The following is a 20,947-nucleotide window of genomic DNA, read 5'->3' on the forward strand; positions in this document are numbered from 1 at the left end:
CTATTTAAGTACTGATAAGCTATTTGATTTATAAAGTACTGTGTTAATAAAATATCTTAATGCATCCATAGCATGGTCCATTATTTTAATTGGTTTATCTTCTCCACGTTCTAGAGCTTTAGTATCCCAAACATAAGAAAAGAACTCCTTAAAGGTATTAATGCAGCAGTCATTAAATAAAATAAGTGCATCATTCAATGCACTGCCCACATTTCTTATCCCTTCCATAACATCATTCTTAGCTTGCTTTACCTTAAATTTAGCTTTCTTTTTTATTAAAGCTATAAATGAAGCTGCAGAAGGATCTATTATAATTGATTTTATCTTTCTGGATCCAATGAACTTCTCTAAGTCCTCATAGTATTCATTGTCGGTCTTTTGCTTTCCCTTATCTCGGCCAGAATAATAATATTCATTAACTAAATACCACTTGCCTTCGCATAGTCCCCATAATAAAAATACAGTAGCGTTCTGAGTACCATAATCACAGCTTACATAAAACTCTCTATATGCTCTTTGTATTGTCTGCACCTTATGTTTAATCTCGTCAAACATATCGTATATAATGCCTTCTGCCTGTACCCATAAGCCTAAGATGTACCTTTTAAAGAACACCCCTGAAAACATACGTCTAAATCTTTCCTTGACCTTTTCTGCAAGGCTTAAGTTATCATCCATTGTAAAGTGAAGATACAATATTTCTTTTTCTTTGGCTAAGTCTATAAATTCAGTCTTTACAAAGTGATATGGGCCTGCTGGATTGCAATTCATAAATATTTTAGCACCATCAACAGAACATCTACCTATCATCTGGTCAACAAAGTTTTGAGGAAATAAAGCAACCTCATCCGCAAGAGCTCCAGCTGCGGTTAACCCTTGCAGCCTATCCTGTGACTTTTCATTGTTAGCATCATACATATAATATGTATTGTCTCCAATGATGATATAATTCTCTGACCTGTTATATTCATATTTTATATTCCAAGCTGTAAGTATCTGCTGCAATGGGCCAATTAAATTCTTTTTAAGAGAACCTATAGTTTTTCCTGCAAGAATAAAATTTTCCCCATTAAATCTCTTTAGAGACCATCTGATAAAGCTGCATATACAGGCTATTGTTTTACCTGATCTTATAGCACCATCAGCTATTACTATATCTTTATCCGCGAATGGCGAACCTTTTTCATGCCAGAATAAAAGTTTCTTTTGCTTCAAGGAAAATGGCTTAAATCTAAACCCTTTAATCTGTTTCTTTTTCTTCGCCATCTTCATCACCTTCAAACATTGCTTTTACTTCATCCTCGGTCATTGTAGTGGCCTTAATAAACTCATTAATGCCTTCCTTAGAGCTTTCATCATTTGCACCCGAAGAATTATTAATATCAATTTTAAGCTTCTCAATTCTAAGCCTTTGCTCTTCAGTAGCAAGTCCTTTATTTAATAACCCATCATACTGCTTAATCATTCTTTCTAATGTTGCCATAGCTCTTGATTGAGCTTGAAGGAATGTAGCATGTTTGTCCCAAGCTGTTTGAAGTTCATATTCTTTCTCCCAACTGTCAGAAGTATCACCATTAGATTCTTTTTCTCTTTTCAAAATATTAGTTAAATCTTCCTGATCCTTAACATGCATAATTCTCTGAGCTCTTATAATAGCCGCGTATTGGATATTGATATTTTCCCAAAGAATATCTAAAGGATCCTTCTTTTCTATTTCCTGAATAATATTAAAAGTATCTTCCGGAAGGTACTTAGAGAAAAAGCCATGTGTCTCAGCATTTTTATTTCCAGGCTGTGCAGCTCCTCCAGCATTACCTTTTGAATTTGAATTGCCTGGTTGACCTCCTCGTTTTCTTTTGGAACGTTCCGTATTTTCTTCTTGGAGCGTTCCATTCATTTTTATGTCCCACTGGTCTTTATTTTTCCATCCTCTGATAGTTCCCTCAGGTACTCCTAAAGAATCAGCTATAGCTTTTAAAACAATATTTCCATTAGCCTCAATGTACATTTGTTCAGCTTTTTCACGATTAGGACTTCTCACTCTAGCCATTACCTAATACTCACCACCTCATTTAGAGTAAAATAAAAACATGTCGCTAAATCTTGTTTTTGCGACATGTTCAAATATAGAAAAATGGCTCAACAGAGCCATTCCTTAAATCCACTAAATTATTTACTATTATTTATTCATTGAAAATATTATATCTATACACTTTTCAAGCATTTATGCCTAGCTTATTCATTTTTTATTCATCAACTTTATATTGGAGTCCGTTTTGAATTATTGCTTCTTTACTTAATTAGTTCGATAAATTTATTATAGCTGATATTACGCTTTTAGTTCTTTTTGAGGTCAATATGACTTCTAATACTTTAATAAATTCCTCTTCATTATCTATGCTTAAAATCCTCTTTTGACCTAGAAACACCCACCCTGGATTTATTTGCCCTAATTTAATGCTAATTTCCTCAATCATACTTCCATCTAATTCAACATCAAGTGGATACGGCCCTAATTCATGCCTAATCTCTAGCAAAAGATAACTATAGTTTTTTAGATATTTTCCTTTTATGTAGAAATCATAAACAAACTTTATGGATTCCCTATTAAAAGAATTGATATCTTCAAAAGTAGATTTCTTATTAATTACATCTTCTTTTTTTGTATTTCTTTCAACAAATGCATAAACATAATCATCAGTTAAATTGGGAAGATATTCTGCTTGCTTTTCTAATATTTTATTAGGCATCAAAAAATCTTCTTTTTTAAATGATCCCCATAAATTATTCATAAATTCACTCCTATTCTATTGTAAAAAAAATTGGTAAATGGTCACTAATCGTTGGTTTATCGTTTTTTAGAAGATTCATTCCGTTAAATTCAGATACTATATTCAAATTAGTAAAATTATCTATAAGTTGTGGTCTAATTATAACTTGGTCAAACATATGCCAATAATAGTTAATTTGTGAAGAATTGTTATAATAATATGTACCTGGTGGTCTGTATATATCTCCAAATAAATTCCACATTGGGTTATAAAACATTAAATACTCTTTTCCCAAAACTTGTCTTTTTATTTTTTTAGCTATTTCTCTATCTAAAATAGAATGAAGTCCACCTGCACTTATCATTGGTTTTTCGAATGGGTTTATATTAAAATCTCCAACTATAACGCTATTATGGCTATTGAAATCACTTTCGCTTTTTTCAATAGCTATCCTTAAATCAGTTAATTCGTAAAACTTATCAGCATCTTCGTGATTATAAAGATTACTTGGTAAATGAACAAATGCTACAATATGATTTATTAATGAATCATGTGGTATCATTTTTATAGTGTAATAGTTACTCTCATTACTCAATTGAACTTTTTCTGGGTTATACTTAGTTAATACATGCATTCTGCATCCAATGCTAGGACTCTCATATAAGTTAGTCCCAATACTTGAAAGCCCCTTCAATAATTCAGTAATGTCATCTTCGTATTCAGCCAGTCCAACTATATCACACTTTAATTCATTTATAATTCTAATCAATATATCATTTACTTTTTTACTATTTGTATTCCAAAATAAATAATTCATTCTTTGTCTTCCTTGGTTCTATTGATGTATATATTATATCATTTTATTACATTAAATGCCACAAATAACTTTTAAAGTATTAATATAACTTTCTCATTAAATAAGTAAATCACTTATAAAACTTTCAACTACGCTGACAACAATACTATTCCCAGCCATCTTATACATTTGACTATCACTCATATCTTTTCCTTTGTGAAATTTTTCCTCTAAAGATTTCTTTACTTTCGTATAATCTTCACCAAATCCCATAAGCCTCCAGCACTCTAAAGGTGTTAGCTTTCTTATCCTGCAATCGACTATTTTTGTAACTTCCGAACTTGATGTCATTAATGTTGGACTTACTGAGTCTTTGGAAAACACTCTATTATTCATTTTTAATGCTTTAGGATTATTTATATTTCCTAATTTTAATATCATGTTTTTAGTTATTTTATTTTCTTTATTTAACTTTTTTTCAAGCTCTCTTACTAAATCATGAATATAGCTATTAGATATATAATATTTTTCATCAACATCTTTTTCTAATATATCTCTCATTACTGATTCTTTATGATTCCTTTGAGAAAATTCAAAAGGAATCTTGTATATATCTTTTCTTATAGATACTACAAAAACTCTTTCTCTATTCTGCGCGGATCCATAGTCTTTACTGTTTAGAATCTTCCAGGAATTATCATAACCTAATTCACTTAAAGTTTTTAGATATTTATCAAAATTATGCCTATGCTTTTTGCTAGTTACTGCTGCAACATTCTCCCAAATTACATATTTAGGCATCTTATGCTTAATAATATTTACTGAATGCCACATAAGACTTGATTTTGTTCCACTCCCCTCGTCTCCTCCTTCGCCCTTTCCTGCTAAACTAAAAGACTGACATGGACTACCATGAGTTAATAAATCAAAATCATTCAATTTTTCTGCATTAACTTTTGTTATATCACCTAAGTTATATGATTCAGCAACATTGTGAATTATGTTATATGCATAACTTGCAAATTTATCAATTTCACAATAATTTACTAGACTGTATTGAATTTCGAGATTTTCTAGTGCTTTTTCAAAAGCTCCTATACCACTAAACAAACTTAAAACTTTTAACATTTATTTCACTTCCTTTATTTTAATTCGGGTTACACCGCCCATCACACCAAACAAAGGAATAAAAAAAGCACCTGGCTAATACCAAGTGTTTTTCATTTATTGTTATCAAATTATAATTTTTCCTGATACCATATTAATATAGACTAAAAGGTACGTCAATCCCACAAAAAACTAACGCGTTTTTTAAACACTTTGGCTCTATCACTTGCTTTAATACTGTTTGACAAGGACATTTTAAAGCTTAATTCCGTCGATTCCGAAAAATAAAATTGATAAATCTTCTACAGCCAGTCTTACATCTCTACCCACTGTTTTAATGCTAAGGTTGAAATGCTCTGCTACTTGCTCGTATGTCCTATTGACCTCATTTTCACTTGGTTCAAGATACATATAGCTAATTATTTTATATCTTCTCTCTTTAAGGCTATCTTCTGCTTCGCATATATATTTATAATACTTAATAGCTTTATTAATATGTCCAAGTATAGTTACAGTCCTTATCTTAGTTCTGCTTAATGCCTGTACATATTGTTCTTCATCATTTATAGATTCTATATCGTCCAAAATGTCTACAGCATTTTCACCCTTAACTTGATTTACAGTATCATCCGCAAGCTTATTGTGAATTAACAAAGTTCTATAATTTTTTAATAAAAGCCTGGTATTTCTCAATCTCCTATCATATCGTTTTTTAGTTTTATAAAATTCCTGGTCCTTTATATATTTTATTCCTTCTCTTATTCCTATCTTAACTGCTTCATCATAACTTATTAAGTTTCTTTCTTCCATCTAAGTCACCTCACTTTTATATTTTATATTTTTCTATTCTTGCTTTTATCGCGTTCATCAAATTATCTTGCGTTGTACTCTTATTCTCCAACGCTGCCATAACATCTTCATCAACACCGCTCTCAACTATCAAGTGATGAATAATAACTTTTTCTGTTTGTCCTTGTCTATGAAGTCTCTTATTGGCTTGCTGGTATAGTTCCAGTGACCAATTCATGCCGAACCATATAACGTGATTTCCTCCTTGCTGAAGGTTTAATCCGTATGCAGCTGAGGCTGGATGTGCTAGAAGAATATCAATTTTTTTATTGTTCCAATCATCTTCCTCTTGTGGTCCCTTAAGATCTTTGACTACAAGCTTTGTTTTTGATAAGGCTTTTTTAATTCTTACTAGATCATGCTGAAAATTATAAAATACCAATGCCGGTTGGCCATTAAGTCCTTCTACAAGTTCCGTAAAAGCTTCAATTTTGCAATCATGTATCTCTACAATCGCCCTATTTTCATCATATACTGCACCATTGCACAACTGCAGAAGCTTATTCGTAAGTACTGCAGCAGTACCTGCATCTATCGTCGTATCATCAATCTCTAAAAGCATTTCCTTTTCAAGCTTCTCATATGCTGCCTTAGCTTTACTATCCAGTAATACTGGTGTTACCACGGAAATACAATCTGGAAGCTCCAAGTAATCCTCTGCCTTCATGCTAATACATATATCTCCTATGAGATTTTGTATAGCTTCTTCAGCTCTTGGCTTTGGGGCATAGCTGAAAACATGATCTCTATCCCTTTGATCCGGTTCAAAATATCGCTCTCTAAAATGGGTTATTTTATCTCCAAGTCTTTTGCCCTGATCCAATAAATAAACCTGGGCCCACAAATCTAAAAGTCCGTTTGGTGCCGGTGTACCTGTAAGTCCTATAAACCTTGTGATATGTCCCCTAACCCAAGTTAAAGATTTAAACCTCTTAGCCTGGTGATTTTTAAAGCTTGAAAATTCATCAACTACAACCATATCAAATGGCCATGAATTTCTGTAATACTCTACAAGCCAAGGAACATTCTCTCGGTTTATGACATAAATATCTGCAGGTGTATTTAACGCCTTTATCCTTTTACTTGCAGATCCTAAAACAGATATAACCCTAAGTAATTTTAAGTGATCCCATTTTGCAGCTTCTTTTGACCATGTAGCTTCTGCAACTTTCTTAGGTGCTATAACCAAAGCCTTTGATATTGCAAATCTGTTAAATTTCAAATCATTTATTGCTGTTAGAGTTATTATTGTTTTTCCAAGTCCCATATCTAAAAATAGTCCTAACGCTGAATCGACTAGCACTCTATTTATGCAATATTTCTGATATGCATGTGGTTTAAATCGCATTACTTACCACGCCCTTTATTAATTCGTCTACTTGTTCTTTGCTATCCACAACTAAGACCTCAAAGCCTAAGGCTCTAATTTTTTTATGCTGCAATAACTGAATCGCTGTTGGCTTCTTCCCTGGGGATTTCAACTCAACAAATATGATTCTTCCACTGGGAAATAGCACTAATCTATCTGGAACACCAGTATTACCTGGCGATACGAATTTATAAGCTTTACCTCCGGATGATTTTACTCTGTCACGTAGATAAGCCTCAATTACATTTTCTCTCATTCTTGTTCACCTCAATTTCTTAACGTCAACTATGCGACCATTTTTCCTATTATATATACGTGTATAGGCATACACGCTGTAATAATATACCGTATTTATTTATATATATACTTATATATCATTTTATAGTTGACATAGTTGACAAATATATATAAAGCTAGTGTTTTAAAAGGTTCATATTGTCAACTTTTATGTCAACTTTCTCAAAAATTAAGTTGACATAGTTGACATTTACAATATTTGAAAGTTGACAAAACAGCTTTAAAGTTTACAAAGTTGACAACATTTTATACTATAAAGTTGACAGTATTTCATCATGCCTTATAAATCCTTTTTGGGTTCCATAAGGGCCATAACGGCTACTGCTATTATGCCTTTTCCAACCTTTTAGCCCACCTAAAATTGCGTTAATCTCCATAGCTTCTATTCTTTTCATATACCTAAGATCTCCACCAAAGCATTCACACCATATCTCTGCAGCACATACCCTATCACGCTGCATAGTCTGAGTGTTACTATTATCATTTTGAAATTCACCTAACCAATACATACGCCTTTCATTTAAAGAACACTTATGCCAATCTATAGGTATTGGCCTTTCAACAAATTCATGAATAAGACCTTCCTTAACATTACTTTCCTGATGATCCTCTTGCTGTTTTACGGCTTCTTCTGCTGCGCCATCAGTGAGATATAATTTCTCACCTAATTGCCAATAAAGGAACGCCTCGGCCCAAATCTGATTCACTTCTTCAGGTAACTGCTCCCACACACTTTTAATAGGCTGCTGTATTCCTAAATCCACTGGCCAAAAACGCCTATTACCTGTCTTATCCTTAAGATATTCAGTATCATTTGTAGTTCCAGCAAATACACAACGTCTTGGATAAGCTGCTGTACGCCTTCCATAAGGTTCTCTATAAATGTCCTCCGTCTTACTTAAAAATTGCTTTATAGTATTAACCTCTGATTTATTTAACCCTGTAAGTTCTCCTATTTCATTTATCCAACGCCCCTGAATTAATTCGGCTGCTTCTTTACCCTCAAAGGAAGAAAGACTTTCTGAATACCAGCTTCTGCCCAGTATCTTTAAAAAAGTACTTTTACCTATTCCCTGCGGTCCTCCTAAAATGGGCATATAGTCAAATTTACATCCTGGTGTCATTGCTCTAGCTACTGCAGCAACTAAAAATTTTCTAATAACTGCCCTAGTATACACATTATCCATTGCTCCTAAGTAATCTATAAGAAGAGTATCAACTCTTTTAACTCCGTCCCAAGTAAGCCCTGTGATATAGTCCTTTACGTCATTAAAGCTATGCTTATAAGCACATAAACCTAGTGCATCATCAGTCTTTCCAGGACTAGCAAGGCCATAGGTATTTTCTAGATACCATCTTATACCCCTATCGTCATTATCAGTCCATGTGCGTCTTATTTCTCTTCTATCCCATGGTAAAGCCCCAAGCGCTAATCCTCTGTTTGCAAATTCATCAAAAGCTATTTTATCCTTTATTAAAGGGTCATTTTCTAAAATTATAAGTATGTTATTTGTAGTTTTTAAAGGTAATCCTGTACCTGAGCTAATTGCTAATTTACTAATCCAGTTTGCAGTATCATCTGCAGGGGTAGAAAAATCCTGAGTAGCTTTTTCATATCGTTCTTGATTAATTAGTGCTGCTACTTGTGTATCACTTGTAGCTAACTCACACATAGCCTTATAGCTTGGCAGAGAACTAACCGGAGTATTAGGCAGTGATTCATCATCAAGCTCATTAAATTTATGTAGCCTTACTAAGTCAAAAGCATTACATAGTTTTCCACCCGCTGGATCCGTGGCATGATGCGAATATAAGAAGTTACCATTCTCGTAAATAATAGCTCCTCCTACTGTACTGCCGCCTACAAAGGTAAATCTATCTTCAATATCACAGGTCTCATATATGCCTGGAAGGAAAGTATCTATAGCTCTATACACGTCATAAGTTCTACAGAAAGCTCCAACTACTCCTGGTTTTTCAGTTGGATTCCCTTGCTTAGCTGCAAGCCTTACATGACTTGCTTGAGCTCCTGGTACTTCTGACCACTCTGATATATTACGCCAATCAGTGTACATTTTAAGTACGCCATCAACATCTATAAAAGGCTTATCCCAGTATTGGAATACATATATGCTATCAATACAGCAGCTTGGCCAATACATTAAACGTGAAGCTTCAAAAGTTGTAGGGTCGCATAATCCTATCCCTATGAAACTTGCTATTTTCCTAGCTAATGGCTCATATTCATCAGCTGTAACTGTTCTATTTGTTGGTATTAGTACTCTTAACCTTGGCTTACTTTCTTCATGCTTTCTAGTAGAATATACTGCGGTTGAACACCCTAAGCCATCTATTCTAAGTAAAGTGTCTTTTGTTCCTCCTGGAGGAATATTATCTAAATCTAGGGTTATGACATCACGCCCCATAACACTATTGGCTTTTCTTCTATTATTTTCTAAAGTTCCGGCTACAAATCCGCCAACATCTTTTAATTCATCTTGCTTACTTTTAGGTAATTTAAGGTACTCTGCAATGCTTTCAGTTCCTCTAGTAGGAGTATGAAGCTTTTCCACAAGCTCAGACCAATAAATCGTTTGAGTTGGCCAATATGTAGCTTTTCGACTATTAGCTGCTGATATTATTATTTGCCTATCATTTATGAGCACTAAAATCACCTCCTTAATATTAATTAGATAGATTGATTAAAAGCTACTTCCTATTTACACTATTATTTTTACTGATATACAAATTCTTACTGGGATTATATTGCAATTTATTATCATATATTGTAAAATAAAAGTATAAAATGTAAGAAGGAGTGTACATAGTATGGATAATATTACTTTAATCAGTGTAATTGGTTCAGCTGTATCTATCGTTTCTTTTTTTATTTCTTTATTCACTTCAACAAATAAGACTAGCTTATTAAGCAACAACAAAGATAGCTTTAATCAGACACTAAACATAAATTCCCACAATCGTACTACAAATAATTATGATTTCAGTACTAATATGAATAGTCAGCCTACAAAAACCTCAGAAAATTTTGATAGTTTCGGAATATTTGGGTTAATTATTGCAATTGCCGTTATACCATTTTACTTAAAATATCAAGATACAGTTATCCTATATCTCATTATATTTGAACTTGCTTGCGTCTTAATAAATCTGATTTCCTTATTTATCTTAAGCAAACGTGTTTTTATTGATAAGTTTTATTTATGCGTTAATACCTTAAAATGGTTTCCTTTATTTATTGCTCTTTTATTTGTTTATAAGCCTTTATATGGCTCAGAAACTTTAAATTCCACTAAAGAATTACTAAAATCCGGTAAAGGTATTGCTAACATAATTCAATCACACGGTTTTCATGATCCTCTTTTCTTTTTATTACAATTGATTGGCTTGGCTGTCCTTGTTTTGATAGCATCACTAAATATATTTAATAACTTTAAGCAACTATATAAAGCTTTTCGTAAAAATGAATCACCTAAATCTATTAATTATAAAGACATTCTTTGGTATTGTTTCTGTATTTTACTTATACTTATACTTGTAAGTGGAGTTTTAGTAAACCTTGATATCTATTTAACTTCATTTTCAAATCCGAAATAGGGGTATTATCAGTCCCTATTTTTTTAATGCCTTTTTGATAATAAACCTCTTTTTCAGATAAACTTAAAAATCTTGCTTTGGCATTTTTACCTACTCTTTCTTAAAATAGCTTGCTATGAATCCATCTGCTTTCAACGGAAGTCCTTTGGCCCATATTATAGGTTGACCCATTATTTCGCAAACCTTATCTAAATCTGCAATACCTTTTGGTACATCAAGTATTACTTCATCATGTACATGAAATACTACCTGGTATCCCATAGAGCTAAGACGTATTATATTTTCAGCCAAACAATCTCTTGCTATGGCCTGAACTATATTTTCTACGAGCTTTCCACCGTAAGTATTAAGAATGCCCCATTTATTGGATTTATTTATGCCATAATAATAAAGCGCATCTTTTCCTTTTTCATTTTGGGATATGAAGGGCTTTACATAATAAAGCTTTCTTCCACTAGGTAACTTTATAGTTAAAAAATCTTGCTTTGTCTGCAGGTTTCCTTCATGCGCTATTATTAATCCCTTTACTCCTTGAGGCTGTCCTATTCTCATTACTTCAAGTGCTGCATTTTCTATTGAATACCACAAATCCACTATTCTTTTATTAGATGCGCGCCATCGATGCACAATCTCAGGAAGTTCTTCTTCTGCAAGCCCCATGTTTAAAGCCCCCATAGCCATGAGTGCACCGGATCCACCTTGATATCCTAAAGCAAGTTCTGCAACTTTACCTTTTTGCCTTAGAGCGTATTCCGGATTACCTTTTTTAATAAGCTCAATTGGAACACCAAACATTTGATTAGCTGAAGCTTCATATATCTTTCCATGAGAGTTAAACACATCAAGTCTCCATTGCTCTCCAGCAATCCATGCAATTACTCTAGCCTCTATGGCGCTGAAATCAGAATCAACAAAAGTATGTCCTTCAGATGGGATAAAAGCAGTTCTGATAAGCTGTGAAAGCGTATCTGATACGCTCCCATATATTAGCCTTATGGCATCGATCTTTTTATTTTTTATACAATCTCTGGCATGATCCAGCGATTCTATATAGCTACGTGGTAAGTTCTGCACCTGCACTATCCTCCCTGCCCATCTTCCTGTCCTATTAGCTCCATAGAACTGTAAAAGTCCTCTAACTCTACCATCAGAGCATACAGCCTCTTGCATAGCTGTGTACTTTTTAACACTTGTTTTTGAAAGTTCTTGTCTTATTTCAAGCATTCTTTTAGCTTCGTCGTTATCAGTAGTTTTAATAAGATCCTTAACAGTATCTTTCCTTAGGTCCGTAATTTCTTCTCCAGTTTCCTTAGTGAGATATTCTGAAAGCTGCTTAACACTTTTAGGGTTATCTAATCCTGATAACTTTATAGCTTCAGACATAAGCTCTTCAGTTATAATGTCATTGCATTTAAGAGCACCATCTATTAATTCCTGATCTATAGCAACTCCATTTGCATTAATTAATTGATCCAATACCCAAAGATTTTGCTCCTGCTCAGGCACTGGGAAAGCTAATAGCATTGATTCTATTTCCATTTCTGTAATAACGTCTTGTCTGTTATATTCTTTAAATAAATTCCACTTTTCAGGTTCGTGCTGAGGTAAGTTTCTTGTCCTTCTCCCATTTCTAGCTGTAGGCTTACAAGGCGTACAAAATAGTTTTATTAATGCCTTACCAGTAGTAAGCTTTCTTTTATCTTCTGGAAGTCCTAAAGCTTTACCAGTCGCACCTAGTCCTGCAGTATATCCGCAATACAAACCGTGCAGCATTGTGCATTGCCATTGAGGTAATGGAGAATAATAAAACTTGTTTAAGCTATACCATTCAAATGAAGCATTATAAGCGTGCTTTATTATGCTTGAATCCTGCAAAGCTTCTACAATTTCAGAAGGTATTAATTCGCCCTGTGCTAGATCAATAACTTGTACTGGTTCTCCATCAAAGGAATAAGCAAATAATAGTATTTGAAAATCAGTGGACTGCACATATTTGTACAATCCACTCTTCTTAATGTCTACGCTGCTAAAGGTTTCTATATCTATTGATAAATGTCTCATTCTTCCTCCACGATTTCAATTTCGTCTAAAATATCAGCTCTAAGATATTTATCTCTTTTACCTCCGCAAGCAACATAAATACCTTTTCCGGTAATCAAGGTTATAGTTCCGTAGAATTGCCATTCACCTTTTCTATAAACTCTTACTTTATCCCCAATAAAAAACTTAGTTCCATTTTCGTCTTTAACATAATTTTCGCATGAATATGACATTGCAAATCCTCCTCTATGAACTAAAATGGTACACTATCATTCAGACCCATAACTCCACCTATAGGAGCTCCTGTTATAGGGTCATATTGCTGTTGAGGCTGCTGGTACTGTGTTTGTTGATATTGATTTTGCTGGGGATAATTCGGCTGCTGATATACAGGCCGTTGAGCTGGTGGAACATATGGAGCTTGGCCATATGCATTTTGTATAGGCTGCTTATAAGTTGGCATCGGCTGATTATAACCTGTAGGCATAGGAGCATTTCCAAAAGCAGTAGCTGCAGATACACGTCCTCCTAATGGCTCACCATCTTCTAATTTTTGAACTGGTCCTAATCCGCAACCTATCCCCTTATTTCCTGAATTGAAAAACGGGAAGAAGTTTATACTAACTCTGGCATACATTCCTGAGTACACTTCCGTTTGATTTATGATTGGATTCATATTAACATCTATCATTTCCTGCTGCTGATTGGATGAGGCTGTTATCACCCAATGACCTTTGCATTCTTCGCTAAAAGGTTCTCCGTTTTGACGAACTCCATCACCATCCCATACAGGGCTTTTTATCTGTGGTGGTCTAGCCCCATTCCATTTTCCTGAAATTCCTTGTTGAACTGCTGCAGCTATAGCTGCATCTATTCTTTGCTTAGTTGCTATATCTGACTTGGGTATTAGAATTGTAGTGCTGAATTTCGGTTCAGCTCCTTGCTGACTAGCATGAGGTGTAAATAAGTGTACATAACTTAGCCTCACCCTTCCTGTTACTACATATGTTGGACTTATTTGATTACTCATTTATACATTTCCTCCTTGATCACTAAATATTTCTTTTGCACTTAAGTTTTTAATCGCTTCGCGCTTATCGCTTATCTTTGAAAGTGTCGGCTTACCTGGTGGCGCGTTAACAAAACCACTCAATAATTCTTTGAAATTACTTTTTCCAATAAGGCTTTCAACCTCTGTAAGGGCTAACGCCTTTCTTTCGTATAGCATAGATTCGTCCGTGCCATTAGCCTTAAGAACATTAAAGGCTGCATCTATATCAGTAAATTGTCTTGTTGACCGCCCATGAACGGCTTTCCAACCTGGGATATCATTGCCTTTTAAGCATTCTGCAAGAGCATACGCCTCTAACTTTTTAACCCACTTAGCTAAGTTCTGAGCTCTTTCTAGTATTTGGCCAACTTCTTCATTTGAGATAATTGGAGGCTCTGCAAAGTTATATTGCTCAAGTTCCATATTAGAATTTTTCTGTTTTCTGCATATTCCGGCAGCTTTGCAAAATTGGCAATGCTCACCGTCCTTATATTCGCCTTCACCATTAAAAGCTTTTAAAGCTATAGGCTTAATGCTTTCTCCCCAATTAAGAAGATCAGTAGCTGTCAATTCAAATTCTGATATACTATCTAACCTTGGCTGAATTATAGTAAGTTTTATAGATGCTATAGGATATATAAAGCTATATTCTGTATAAGCTCCTAGCGCATACAATTTCATTTGTGGGTTTTCATAAGCTGATACTGGAACACCTTTGCCGTATTTGAAGTCTATAACATGAAGAGTACTTCCACCTATAATAATGCAGTCTCCTGTTCCAAGGCCTTCAGGAGCGCATGAGCTGTAATCCAGTTTCTTTTCTGCAGCTACGTATGGGCTAGAATCGAAAGAGTGTACAACGCTCTTAATATAATCAAGGTAAGTATCTGTGTGTTTAAGCATTTCTTCCTGATATAATTCATTCTTCTGAAGCTTTTTTAAACGACTATTAAAGGTTCTTGGTCCCATAGGCTCTATACAATATTTTCTTAATTTAAGCTCTGCTATCTCGTGGGCCAAACTTCCCTCAGCAGCGTATTCGCTTTCTTCCTCCGGTAAAGTTTCTTCCAGCCTTACTGACGGAGTACAATTAAGCCATCGGTGTGAAGCACTAGCAGAGAGCAGAGCGTGCTTAGCCTCGCTCATATCTTAGCCCCCATAGCTCTAAGTTGTGTTGCAAAAGCTCCGTATTGCTCCTTAGGCAATGATGTTAAGGCTTGCACACCAAAACTACCTAAAAGATTTACTAAGTCATTTCTACGCCCAGAATCAACAATTTGAGTAGCTGCTACAGCTAGCTGATCCATGGTATAAGACTGAGCTGCAGTAGGTAAATTAGGAGTCTGTTGTATTTGCTGCTGCGGTTGCTGTGTTGGAATAGATGTTTGCTGCATTGGTGGCTGCTGAAATTGAGTTGGACTTGGTACTGGAGCAAGTTGCTGATTATACCCATTATTAACTGGAATAGCATTCTGTTGTGGTGTGTTCTGAGCTGCTTGTTGCATTACATTTTGTTCAGGTGAATGAAGCTGTACAGGAGCAGTTATTTGAATATCATTGTTATTTGGTGCTTGTATTCCTTGAATTGACTGAGTTCTAATTACACCTTCAGTACCTCCTCCTATTTCTAAATTCTTAGCACTAAATGTGCTAGCAAAGCTTAATAACTCCTCAATTGAATCAAATTCTGCTGATATTTTCATGATTAAAATTCCTCCTTTAATGTTTTACTTATAATAGCTATAGAATAATCAATATAGCTATCTGCCACATTAGGCGACCCTATCATTCTTAAATTTGATAGTATTTCTTCAAAAGTTGTTCTATACTTTTCTATCTTTTGCTGATATACTATAATTGGTTTTTGATTGACTGCTACGGCAGTCTCTTTTTTATTTATGACGCTTTTATCTATCATTTTATTTAAAAATGCATCAATACCATTGGATATATCTCTATGAATTTCCGTCATTCTATTCTTGCTTATAGATCCATCCAAAAGTAACATTTTTAATCTTGCAAATATGTCTAGCGAATAATCATACTGGTTAAATGTAGTGCTATTAAAAGTTTCAAGGCTGATAGCCATAATTGAAACCGCTATGTCACTATTAGATGCAGTATCTAATATGCTTTTTAATTTTTCCACTTTCATTACATTACCTCCAAATCTTCTAAATCGTATCCTTGTAACCATTTAAGGCATTTTTTTAAATCCATAAATTCTTCTATCCATGCATCTTTAGTTGTATTGTCTATAGCAGTATATCTGCCATTTTTTAAAACTACCAAAAATAATCCTGTAGGAGCTCTAGTTTCAATAATCTTAGAAGCTCTTTCACTACTGACAATTTCAACATCTTCTAAAATTCCTATGGAAACATTCATACAATAAGCTTTATTCATAACTACTATTGTTCTTATTACCAAGTTGTAAATTTCCTCAATACTTGTGGTTTTCCCAAACATAATGTGGTTTACTTTTACATCATCCTGGACTATTTTTATAATCTCCATCTTGTCCTCATTGCTTAAATTAAGAATTTTAAATAGATCCTTTAGCAATATTCTCACCTCCTTTCAAATTAGCCACAGGCTTCAAGATCTAAAACTCTTTCCATTAAGGAGTCATTATCCATTTTTAGATCATCTACCTTATTTTTTAAATTTAAATTCTCTTTCTCAAGTTCATCAATTCTTTGATTTAAAGCTTTAATTAACTCACTTTTATAAGCGTTCCTTGCTTTTCTTGATATCATAATCAACTCCCTTCTATTCTTATAAGTTCTGTTTTTATAACACTAATAAACTCATTTCTCCTTCATCTTAGCAATAATATTTTTCATTAAAATACTTTTTAGGTACTTTCCCAGCGATAGTTATATAGCCTTTACTTTTGAGTTCTTTATTTAAAGCTTGGATTACTTTGTAAGCCTTTGAATCAGAAACATCAAGCAATGTTTTTACATCTTCTACTGTGTAAAAAGCACTTTCCATTATTGATTTCTCCTTTGTCCTTAGGATTATTTACTGAGCTGAAAATTAAGCTGAGTTATAATCCATATTTTTTCATCCTTTCTCAATTTAATTTTTGTTCGCATTCAGCTTCAAAAAGATATTCGAGGCTTAAATCTGGAAAATACCTTTTTTTAATAGCCTTGGCCTCATCTAAACTAAACTTGTATTTCCCATTTAATTTCTGCACGACAGTAGCATATCTGACACTTAAAAGATTTGATATATCCTTCCTCTGAATGCCTGTTCTAACCATTTCAGCCTCCAAATTTCTATACATTTCCTTACCTCCTTTTCGCAATTGCGTACTTGATATTCTTATCATATTCTCAGTATCGAACATTGTCAATAGTTTTTTGGATGTTTTCTTCTCAATATCGTATTTTTTTATTTACAAAGCGAATTTTTAGTAATACAATGTATACATGAATACGAAATATCGTATATGGAGGAAATACATGGAAAGAGAACAGATTTTAAAAAAATTAATTCAAGAAACAGGATTATCTATGAAAGCATTTTCTGAAAAGGCTGGATTACCTAATACAACTTTATATTCCATGCTTGAAAGAGGCATTGGAAAGGCTGCTGTAGATAATGTTATAAAGGTTTGTAGGGCATTAAATATAACAATTGAAGATTTGGAAAATATGGTATCAAACCCTAATGATACTCCTAGCGAAGCAAAGGTTAGAACTGAGATTGATACAATAGCAGCTCACTTAGAAGGTAAAAATGTAACTCCTCAAAAAATGAAATTATTAGAAAAATATATAGATGCACTCTTTGAAGATGAAGATTAATATGCATGTGTAATGATGGGGGTATTTAATGACATATGATGAATTATTAGTCGAATCAGAGTATGAAGGCGTAAAAGTGTTAGAAAAACCTCTTAAATATGGTTTTAAGGGATTATATAAAAATAGAAAAATTATTATAGATAATAAACTTAATCAGTATGAAAAAAATTGCATATTATCTGAAGAACTTGGACACTTTCATACTACCTACGGGAATATTATAGATCAAACTGATGTAAAGAATATAAAACAAGAAAAAATTGCCCGTAATTGGGGATATGAAAAGTTAATAGGGATAGTGGATATTGTAACAGCATTTGAAAAAGGTATTAGAAGTAAACATGAGCTGGCGGAACATCTAAACGTAACCGAGCAATTTATTGATAAAGCAATAAACCATTACCGAGAAAAATATGGCTTATATGCTGAAATAGATAATTACATAGTGTATTTTGAACCTAATCTCATGGTTTTAAAAATGTTTTAAATTGTTTTGTAGGAGGTGGTACTTATGTAGCACTATATATTTTTTGCAATTTATAAGAACATATATTCGTAAAGGAGTGATTTTATGCCTACCTATAAAGATGAAAAGAGGGGCACTTATTACTGTTCATTCTATTATACGGATTGGACTGGTACTAGGAAAAAGAAAAAGAAGGAAGGTTTTAAAAAACAAAGTGAAGCTAATCAATTTGAAAGAGATTTTCTAACGAAGCAAAAAAATAATTGCGATATTCCCTTTAAAACATTGGTTAATTTATATCTTGATGATTGTAAGGTCAGAGTAAGAGAAACAACGTTAGATAATAAAAAATATATAATTGATCTAAAGATACTTCCTTACTTTGAAAAACAGATAGTTTCTGAAATTACACCAAATCACATAAGAAAATGGCAAAATAAGTTGTTGAAAGGAGGTTATTCAGCAACATACTTAAGGTCAATTAATAACCAAATATCAGCAATATTTAATTTTGCTATTAAATATTATAATCTTGTAAGTAGTCCAGCGTTAAAAGCAGGATCTATGGGAAAGAAAAATGCAGATGATATGCAGTTTTGGACAAAAGAAGAGTTTAAAAAATTTATAGAATTTGATGATAAGCCTATTTCTAATCTAGCCTTTAAGGTATTATTTTGGACTGGCATGAGAAGTGGAGAGCTTATGGCGTTAACCTGGAACGATATTGATTTAATAAATAAAAAGATATATATAAATAAATCATATACTAGACTTAATGGTAAGGACATTATTGCTCCGCCTAAGACGCCTAAAAGTAAAAGAGTTATTGCTATTTTTGATTCTCTGTGCAAAGACATAGAGGACTACAAAGAAAAGTTATATGATTATAAAAATGATGAAAGAGTTTTTAACTTCACAAAATTTTTCTTAGTTCATGAAATGCAAAGAATAAGCAAAAAAAGTAGAGTAAAAAAAATTCGTATCCATGACTTAAGGCACTCTCACGCATCCTTATTGATAGAATTAAAATTTACTCCACTTGAAATTGCTGAAAGGTTAGGACATGAGAAAGTACAAACAACACTTGATACTTATTCACATCTCTACCCAGACAAGCAAAATATTTTAGCTAATAAGCTTGATGATTTATATTAGTACGTTTTTAGTACGCTCTACCTTTTTCAACTCTCAATAGCATAGTATTATCAATACTTGTAGTGACGTATTCTCTTTATTCCCACTCAATGGTAGCTGGTGGCTTAGAAGTTACATCATAAACAATTCTGTTTACTCCCTTAACTTCATTAACTATCCTTCTGGATACTATATCTAAAACTTCATATGGAATTCTTGCCCAGTCGGAAGTCATTCCGTCGGAGCTGGTTACTGCTCTTAGCGCTACTGTATGGCAGTAGGTTCTTTCGTCACCCATTACTCCTACGGACTGAATGTTTGGAAGGCAAGCAAAGTACTGCCATATCTTTCCTTCAAGTCCTGCCTTAGCTATTTCTTCTCTGAAGATAGCGTCAGCTTCTCTTGTGATGAATAGTTTTTCTTCTGTTATTTCTCCAAGCACTCTTATTGCAAGTCCTGGTCCTGGGAATGGCTGTCTCCATACTAAATGATGAGGTATTCCTAGCTCTTCTCCTACAGCTCTAACTTCATCCTTGAATAGCTCTCTTAGAGGCTCTATAAGCTTTAGGTTCATGTCTTCAGGAAGTCCTCCCACATTGTGGTGGCTCTTTATGGTTGCTGAAGTATTTGTTCCGCTTTCAACTACGTCTGGATATATAGTTCCCTGTACCAGGAAGTTAATTTCTCCAAGCTTGTTAGCTTCTTCTTCGAAGACTCTTATGAATTCTTCTCCGATGATCTTTCTCTTTCTTTCTGGATCAGCTACTCCTGCAAGTTTTCCTAGGAATCTATCCTTAGCATTCACTCTTATGAGATTCATATCAAACTGCTTTCTGAATATTTCCTCTACCTGATCTCCTTCATCTTTTCTTAAAAGACCGTGATCCACAAATATACAAGTAAGCTGCTTGCCTATAGCTTTGTGCACAAGCACTGCTGCTACAGAAGAATCTACTCCGCCGGAAAGAGCACAGATAACATTTTTGTCTCCAACTATGTCTTTTATAGCCTTTATCTTATTTTCAGCGAAGGATGCCATAGTCCAGTCACCCTTTAGCTTGCATACATTAAATAAGAAATTAGAAAGCATTTTCTTTCCAAATGGAGTGTGTTCAACCTCTGCATGGAATTGAACTCCATATATTTTCTTTTCTTCATTGTACATTGCTGCTACAGGACAATGAGAAGTGTTAGCTGATATGGAATAACCTTTAGGTGGCTCTGCCACATAGCAGGTATGGCTCATCCAGCACTGTTCTTTTTCTTCTATTCCATCAAAAATTTTGCAGCTGTCTTTCAAATAAATTTCTGTCTTTCCATATTCTCTTATGTCAGCACTGTCAACTTTTCCGCCTAGCAAATGTGCTATAAGCTGATGTCCATAACATATTCCAAGTATAGGCACTCCTAAATTGAATATCTCTTCATCTACTGTTGGAGCTCCCTCTTCAAATACGCTGCTTGGTCCGCCAGTAAAGATTATTGCCTTTGGAGCTTTTTCTTTTATCTTATCTATGGAGTAGCTATAAGGTATTATTTCACAATATACGCCGCATTCTCTTACTCTTCTAGCAATAAGCTGGTTATATTGTCCACCAAAGTCTACTACCAATACCAATTCTTTATCCATTTAT

Annotated in this window: 24 protein-coding genes; 4 read left to right on the forward strand and 20 right to left on the reverse strand. The window is 33.8% G+C overall.

Translation table 11 applies throughout. The features are described 5' to 3' along the window. The 9 genes from IAI10_RS02110 to IAI10_RS02150 all read right to left on the reverse strand — a co-directional run bounded on the left by IAI10_RS02110 (position 1) and on the right by IAI10_RS02150 (position 9,855). Complete coding sequence (locus IAI10_RS02110; protein WP_315671639.1) at positions 1-1,266, reverse strand: PBSX family phage terminase large subunit; 1,266 nt, start codon at positions 1,264-1,266, stop codon at positions 1-3. After that, positions 1,241-2,050, reverse strand: a complete 810-nt coding sequence (gene terS, locus IAI10_RS02115) for a phage terminase small subunit (RefSeq protein ID WP_315671640.1) — start codon at positions 2,048-2,050, stop codon at positions 1,241-1,243. Before terS ends, IAI10_RS02110 begins: the two co-directional genes overlap by 26 nt. A gap of 250 nt (positions 2,051-2,300) precedes the next feature. Next, positions 2,301-2,792, reverse strand: a complete 492-nt coding sequence (locus IAI10_RS02120) for a hypothetical protein (protein ID WP_315671641.1) — start codon at positions 2,790-2,792, stop codon at positions 2,301-2,303. A 10-nt stretch (positions 2,793-2,802) separates the two neighbouring features. Then, positions 2,803-3,588, reverse strand: a complete 786-nt coding sequence (locus tag IAI10_RS02125; protein ID WP_315671642.1) for an endonuclease/exonuclease/phosphatase family protein — start codon at positions 3,586-3,588, stop codon at positions 2,803-2,805. Between the two features lie 96 nt (positions 3,589-3,684). Next, positions 3,685-4,695, reverse strand: a complete 1,011-nt coding sequence (locus IAI10_RS02130; RefSeq protein WP_315671643.1) for a DNA cytosine methyltransferase — start codon at positions 4,693-4,695, stop codon at positions 3,685-3,687. Between the two features lie 234 nt (positions 4,696-4,929). Further along, on the reverse strand, positions 4,930-5,484 hold the full coding sequence (locus IAI10_RS02135) for a hypothetical protein (protein ID WP_315671644.1): 555 nt from the start codon (positions 5,482-5,484) through the stop codon (positions 4,930-4,932). A gap of 16 nt (positions 5,485-5,500) precedes the next feature. After that, positions 5,501-6,871 (reverse strand): DEAD/DEAH box helicase, encoded by a 1,371-nt coding sequence (locus IAI10_RS02140; protein ID WP_315671645.1) that lies wholly within the window; start codon positions 6,869-6,871, stop codon positions 5,501-5,503. Beyond that, complete coding sequence (locus tag IAI10_RS02145) at positions 6,861-7,148, reverse strand: VRR-NUC domain-containing protein (protein ID WP_315671646.1); 288 nt, start codon at positions 7,146-7,148, stop codon at positions 6,861-6,863. Before IAI10_RS02145 ends, IAI10_RS02140 begins: the two co-directional genes overlap by 11 nt. Before the next feature lie 292 nt (positions 7,149-7,440). Continuing rightward, positions 7,441-9,855: a virulence-associated E family protein gene (locus IAI10_RS02150; protein ID WP_315671647.1), complete on the reverse strand. Its 2,415-nt coding sequence runs from the start codon at positions 9,853-9,855 to the stop codon at positions 7,441-7,443. A 163-nt stretch (positions 9,856-10,018) separates the two neighbouring features. Between IAI10_RS02150 and IAI10_RS02155 the strand changes: the two genes are divergently transcribed. After that, a complete protein-coding gene (locus IAI10_RS02155) occupies positions 10,019-10,804 on the forward strand; it encodes a hypothetical protein (RefSeq protein ID WP_315671648.1) in 786 nt (261 codons plus the stop codon). A 90-nt stretch (positions 10,805-10,894) separates the two neighbouring features. Here the strand turns inward: IAI10_RS02155 and IAI10_RS02160 are convergent, their stop codons facing one another. The 10 genes from IAI10_RS02160 to IAI10_RS02205 all read right to left on the reverse strand — a co-directional run bounded on the left by IAI10_RS02160 (position 10,895) and on the right by IAI10_RS02205 (position 17,190). Continuing rightward, a complete protein-coding gene (locus IAI10_RS02160; protein ID WP_315671649.1) occupies positions 10,895-12,865 on the reverse strand; it encodes a DNA polymerase in 1,971 nt (656 codons plus the stop codon). Further along, on the reverse strand, positions 12,862-13,077 hold the full coding sequence (locus tag IAI10_RS02165) for a hypothetical protein (protein ID WP_315671650.1): 216 nt from the start codon (positions 13,075-13,077) through the stop codon (positions 12,862-12,864). Before IAI10_RS02165 ends, IAI10_RS02160 begins: the two co-directional genes overlap by 4 nt. Before the next feature lie 20 nt (positions 13,078-13,097). Next, the gene (locus IAI10_RS02170) at positions 13,098-13,874 is read right to left on the reverse strand and encodes a DUF2815 family protein (protein WP_315671651.1); all 777 of its coding nucleotides are present in this window, start codon (positions 13,872-13,874) and stop codon (positions 13,098-13,100) included. Then, on the reverse strand, positions 13,875-15,041 hold the full coding sequence (locus tag IAI10_RS02175) for a DUF2800 domain-containing protein (protein ID WP_315671652.1): 1,167 nt from the start codon (positions 15,039-15,041) through the stop codon (positions 13,875-13,877). Further along, complete coding sequence (locus IAI10_RS02180) at positions 15,038-15,598, reverse strand: hypothetical protein (RefSeq protein WP_315671653.1); 561 nt, start codon at positions 15,596-15,598, stop codon at positions 15,038-15,040. Before IAI10_RS02180 ends, IAI10_RS02175 begins: the two co-directional genes overlap by 4 nt. Before the next feature lie 2 nt (positions 15,599-15,600). Beyond that, entirely contained in the window at positions 15,601-16,050 is a 450-nt protein-coding gene (locus tag IAI10_RS02185) for a hypothetical protein (protein ID WP_315671654.1), read from the reverse strand. Beyond that, positions 16,050-16,460: a hypothetical protein gene (locus IAI10_RS02190; RefSeq protein WP_315671655.1), complete on the reverse strand. Its 411-nt coding sequence runs from the start codon at positions 16,458-16,460 to the stop codon at positions 16,050-16,052. The genes IAI10_RS02185 and IAI10_RS02190 overlap by 1 nt, the downstream gene beginning before the upstream one ends. A gap of 20 nt (positions 16,461-16,480) precedes the next feature. Then, positions 16,481-16,654 carry a hypothetical protein gene (locus tag IAI10_RS02195; protein WP_315671656.1) on the reverse strand — a complete coding sequence of 58 codons (174 nt, stop codon included), beginning with the start codon at positions 16,652-16,654 and terminating at the stop codon, positions 16,481-16,483. A gap of 67 nt (positions 16,655-16,721) precedes the next feature. Beyond that, entirely contained in the window at positions 16,722-16,892 is a 171-nt protein-coding gene (locus tag IAI10_RS02200; RefSeq protein ID WP_315671657.1) for a transcriptional regulator, read from the reverse strand. An 82-nt stretch (positions 16,893-16,974) separates the two neighbouring features. Further along, positions 16,975-17,190, reverse strand: a complete 216-nt coding sequence (locus IAI10_RS02205; RefSeq protein ID WP_315671658.1) for an XRE family transcriptional regulator — start codon at positions 17,188-17,190, stop codon at positions 16,975-16,977. A 178-nt stretch (positions 17,191-17,368) separates the two neighbouring features. Between IAI10_RS02205 and IAI10_RS02210 the strand changes: the two genes are divergently transcribed. From IAI10_RS02210 to IAI10_RS02220, 3 genes are all read left to right on the forward strand, one after another. Beyond that, complete coding sequence (locus IAI10_RS02210; protein WP_315671659.1) at positions 17,369-17,713, forward strand: helix-turn-helix transcriptional regulator; 345 nt, start codon at positions 17,369-17,371, stop codon at positions 17,711-17,713. A gap of 28 nt (positions 17,714-17,741) precedes the next feature. Next, positions 17,742-18,200 (forward strand): ImmA/IrrE family metallo-endopeptidase, encoded by a 459-nt coding sequence (locus IAI10_RS02215; protein ID WP_315671660.1) that lies wholly within the window; start codon positions 17,742-17,744, stop codon positions 18,198-18,200. Positions 18,201-18,284: 84 nt separating this feature from the next. Then, a complete protein-coding gene (locus tag IAI10_RS02220; RefSeq protein ID WP_315671661.1) occupies positions 18,285-19,334 on the forward strand; it encodes a site-specific integrase in 1,050 nt (349 codons plus the stop codon). Between the two features lie 76 nt (positions 19,335-19,410). Here IAI10_RS02220 and guaA read toward each other — a convergent pair whose 3' ends face one another. Continuing rightward, positions 19,411-20,943: a glutamine-hydrolyzing GMP synthase gene (guaA, locus tag IAI10_RS02225; protein ID WP_315671662.1), complete on the reverse strand. Its 1,533-nt coding sequence runs from the start codon at positions 20,941-20,943 to the stop codon at positions 19,411-19,413. Positions 20,944-20,947 lie beyond the last annotated feature (4 nt).

The sequence above is a fragment of the Clostridium sp. 19966 genome, from assembly GCF_032335695.1.
GTDB lineage: Bacteria > Bacillota > Clostridia > Clostridiales > Clostridiaceae > JACTOJ01.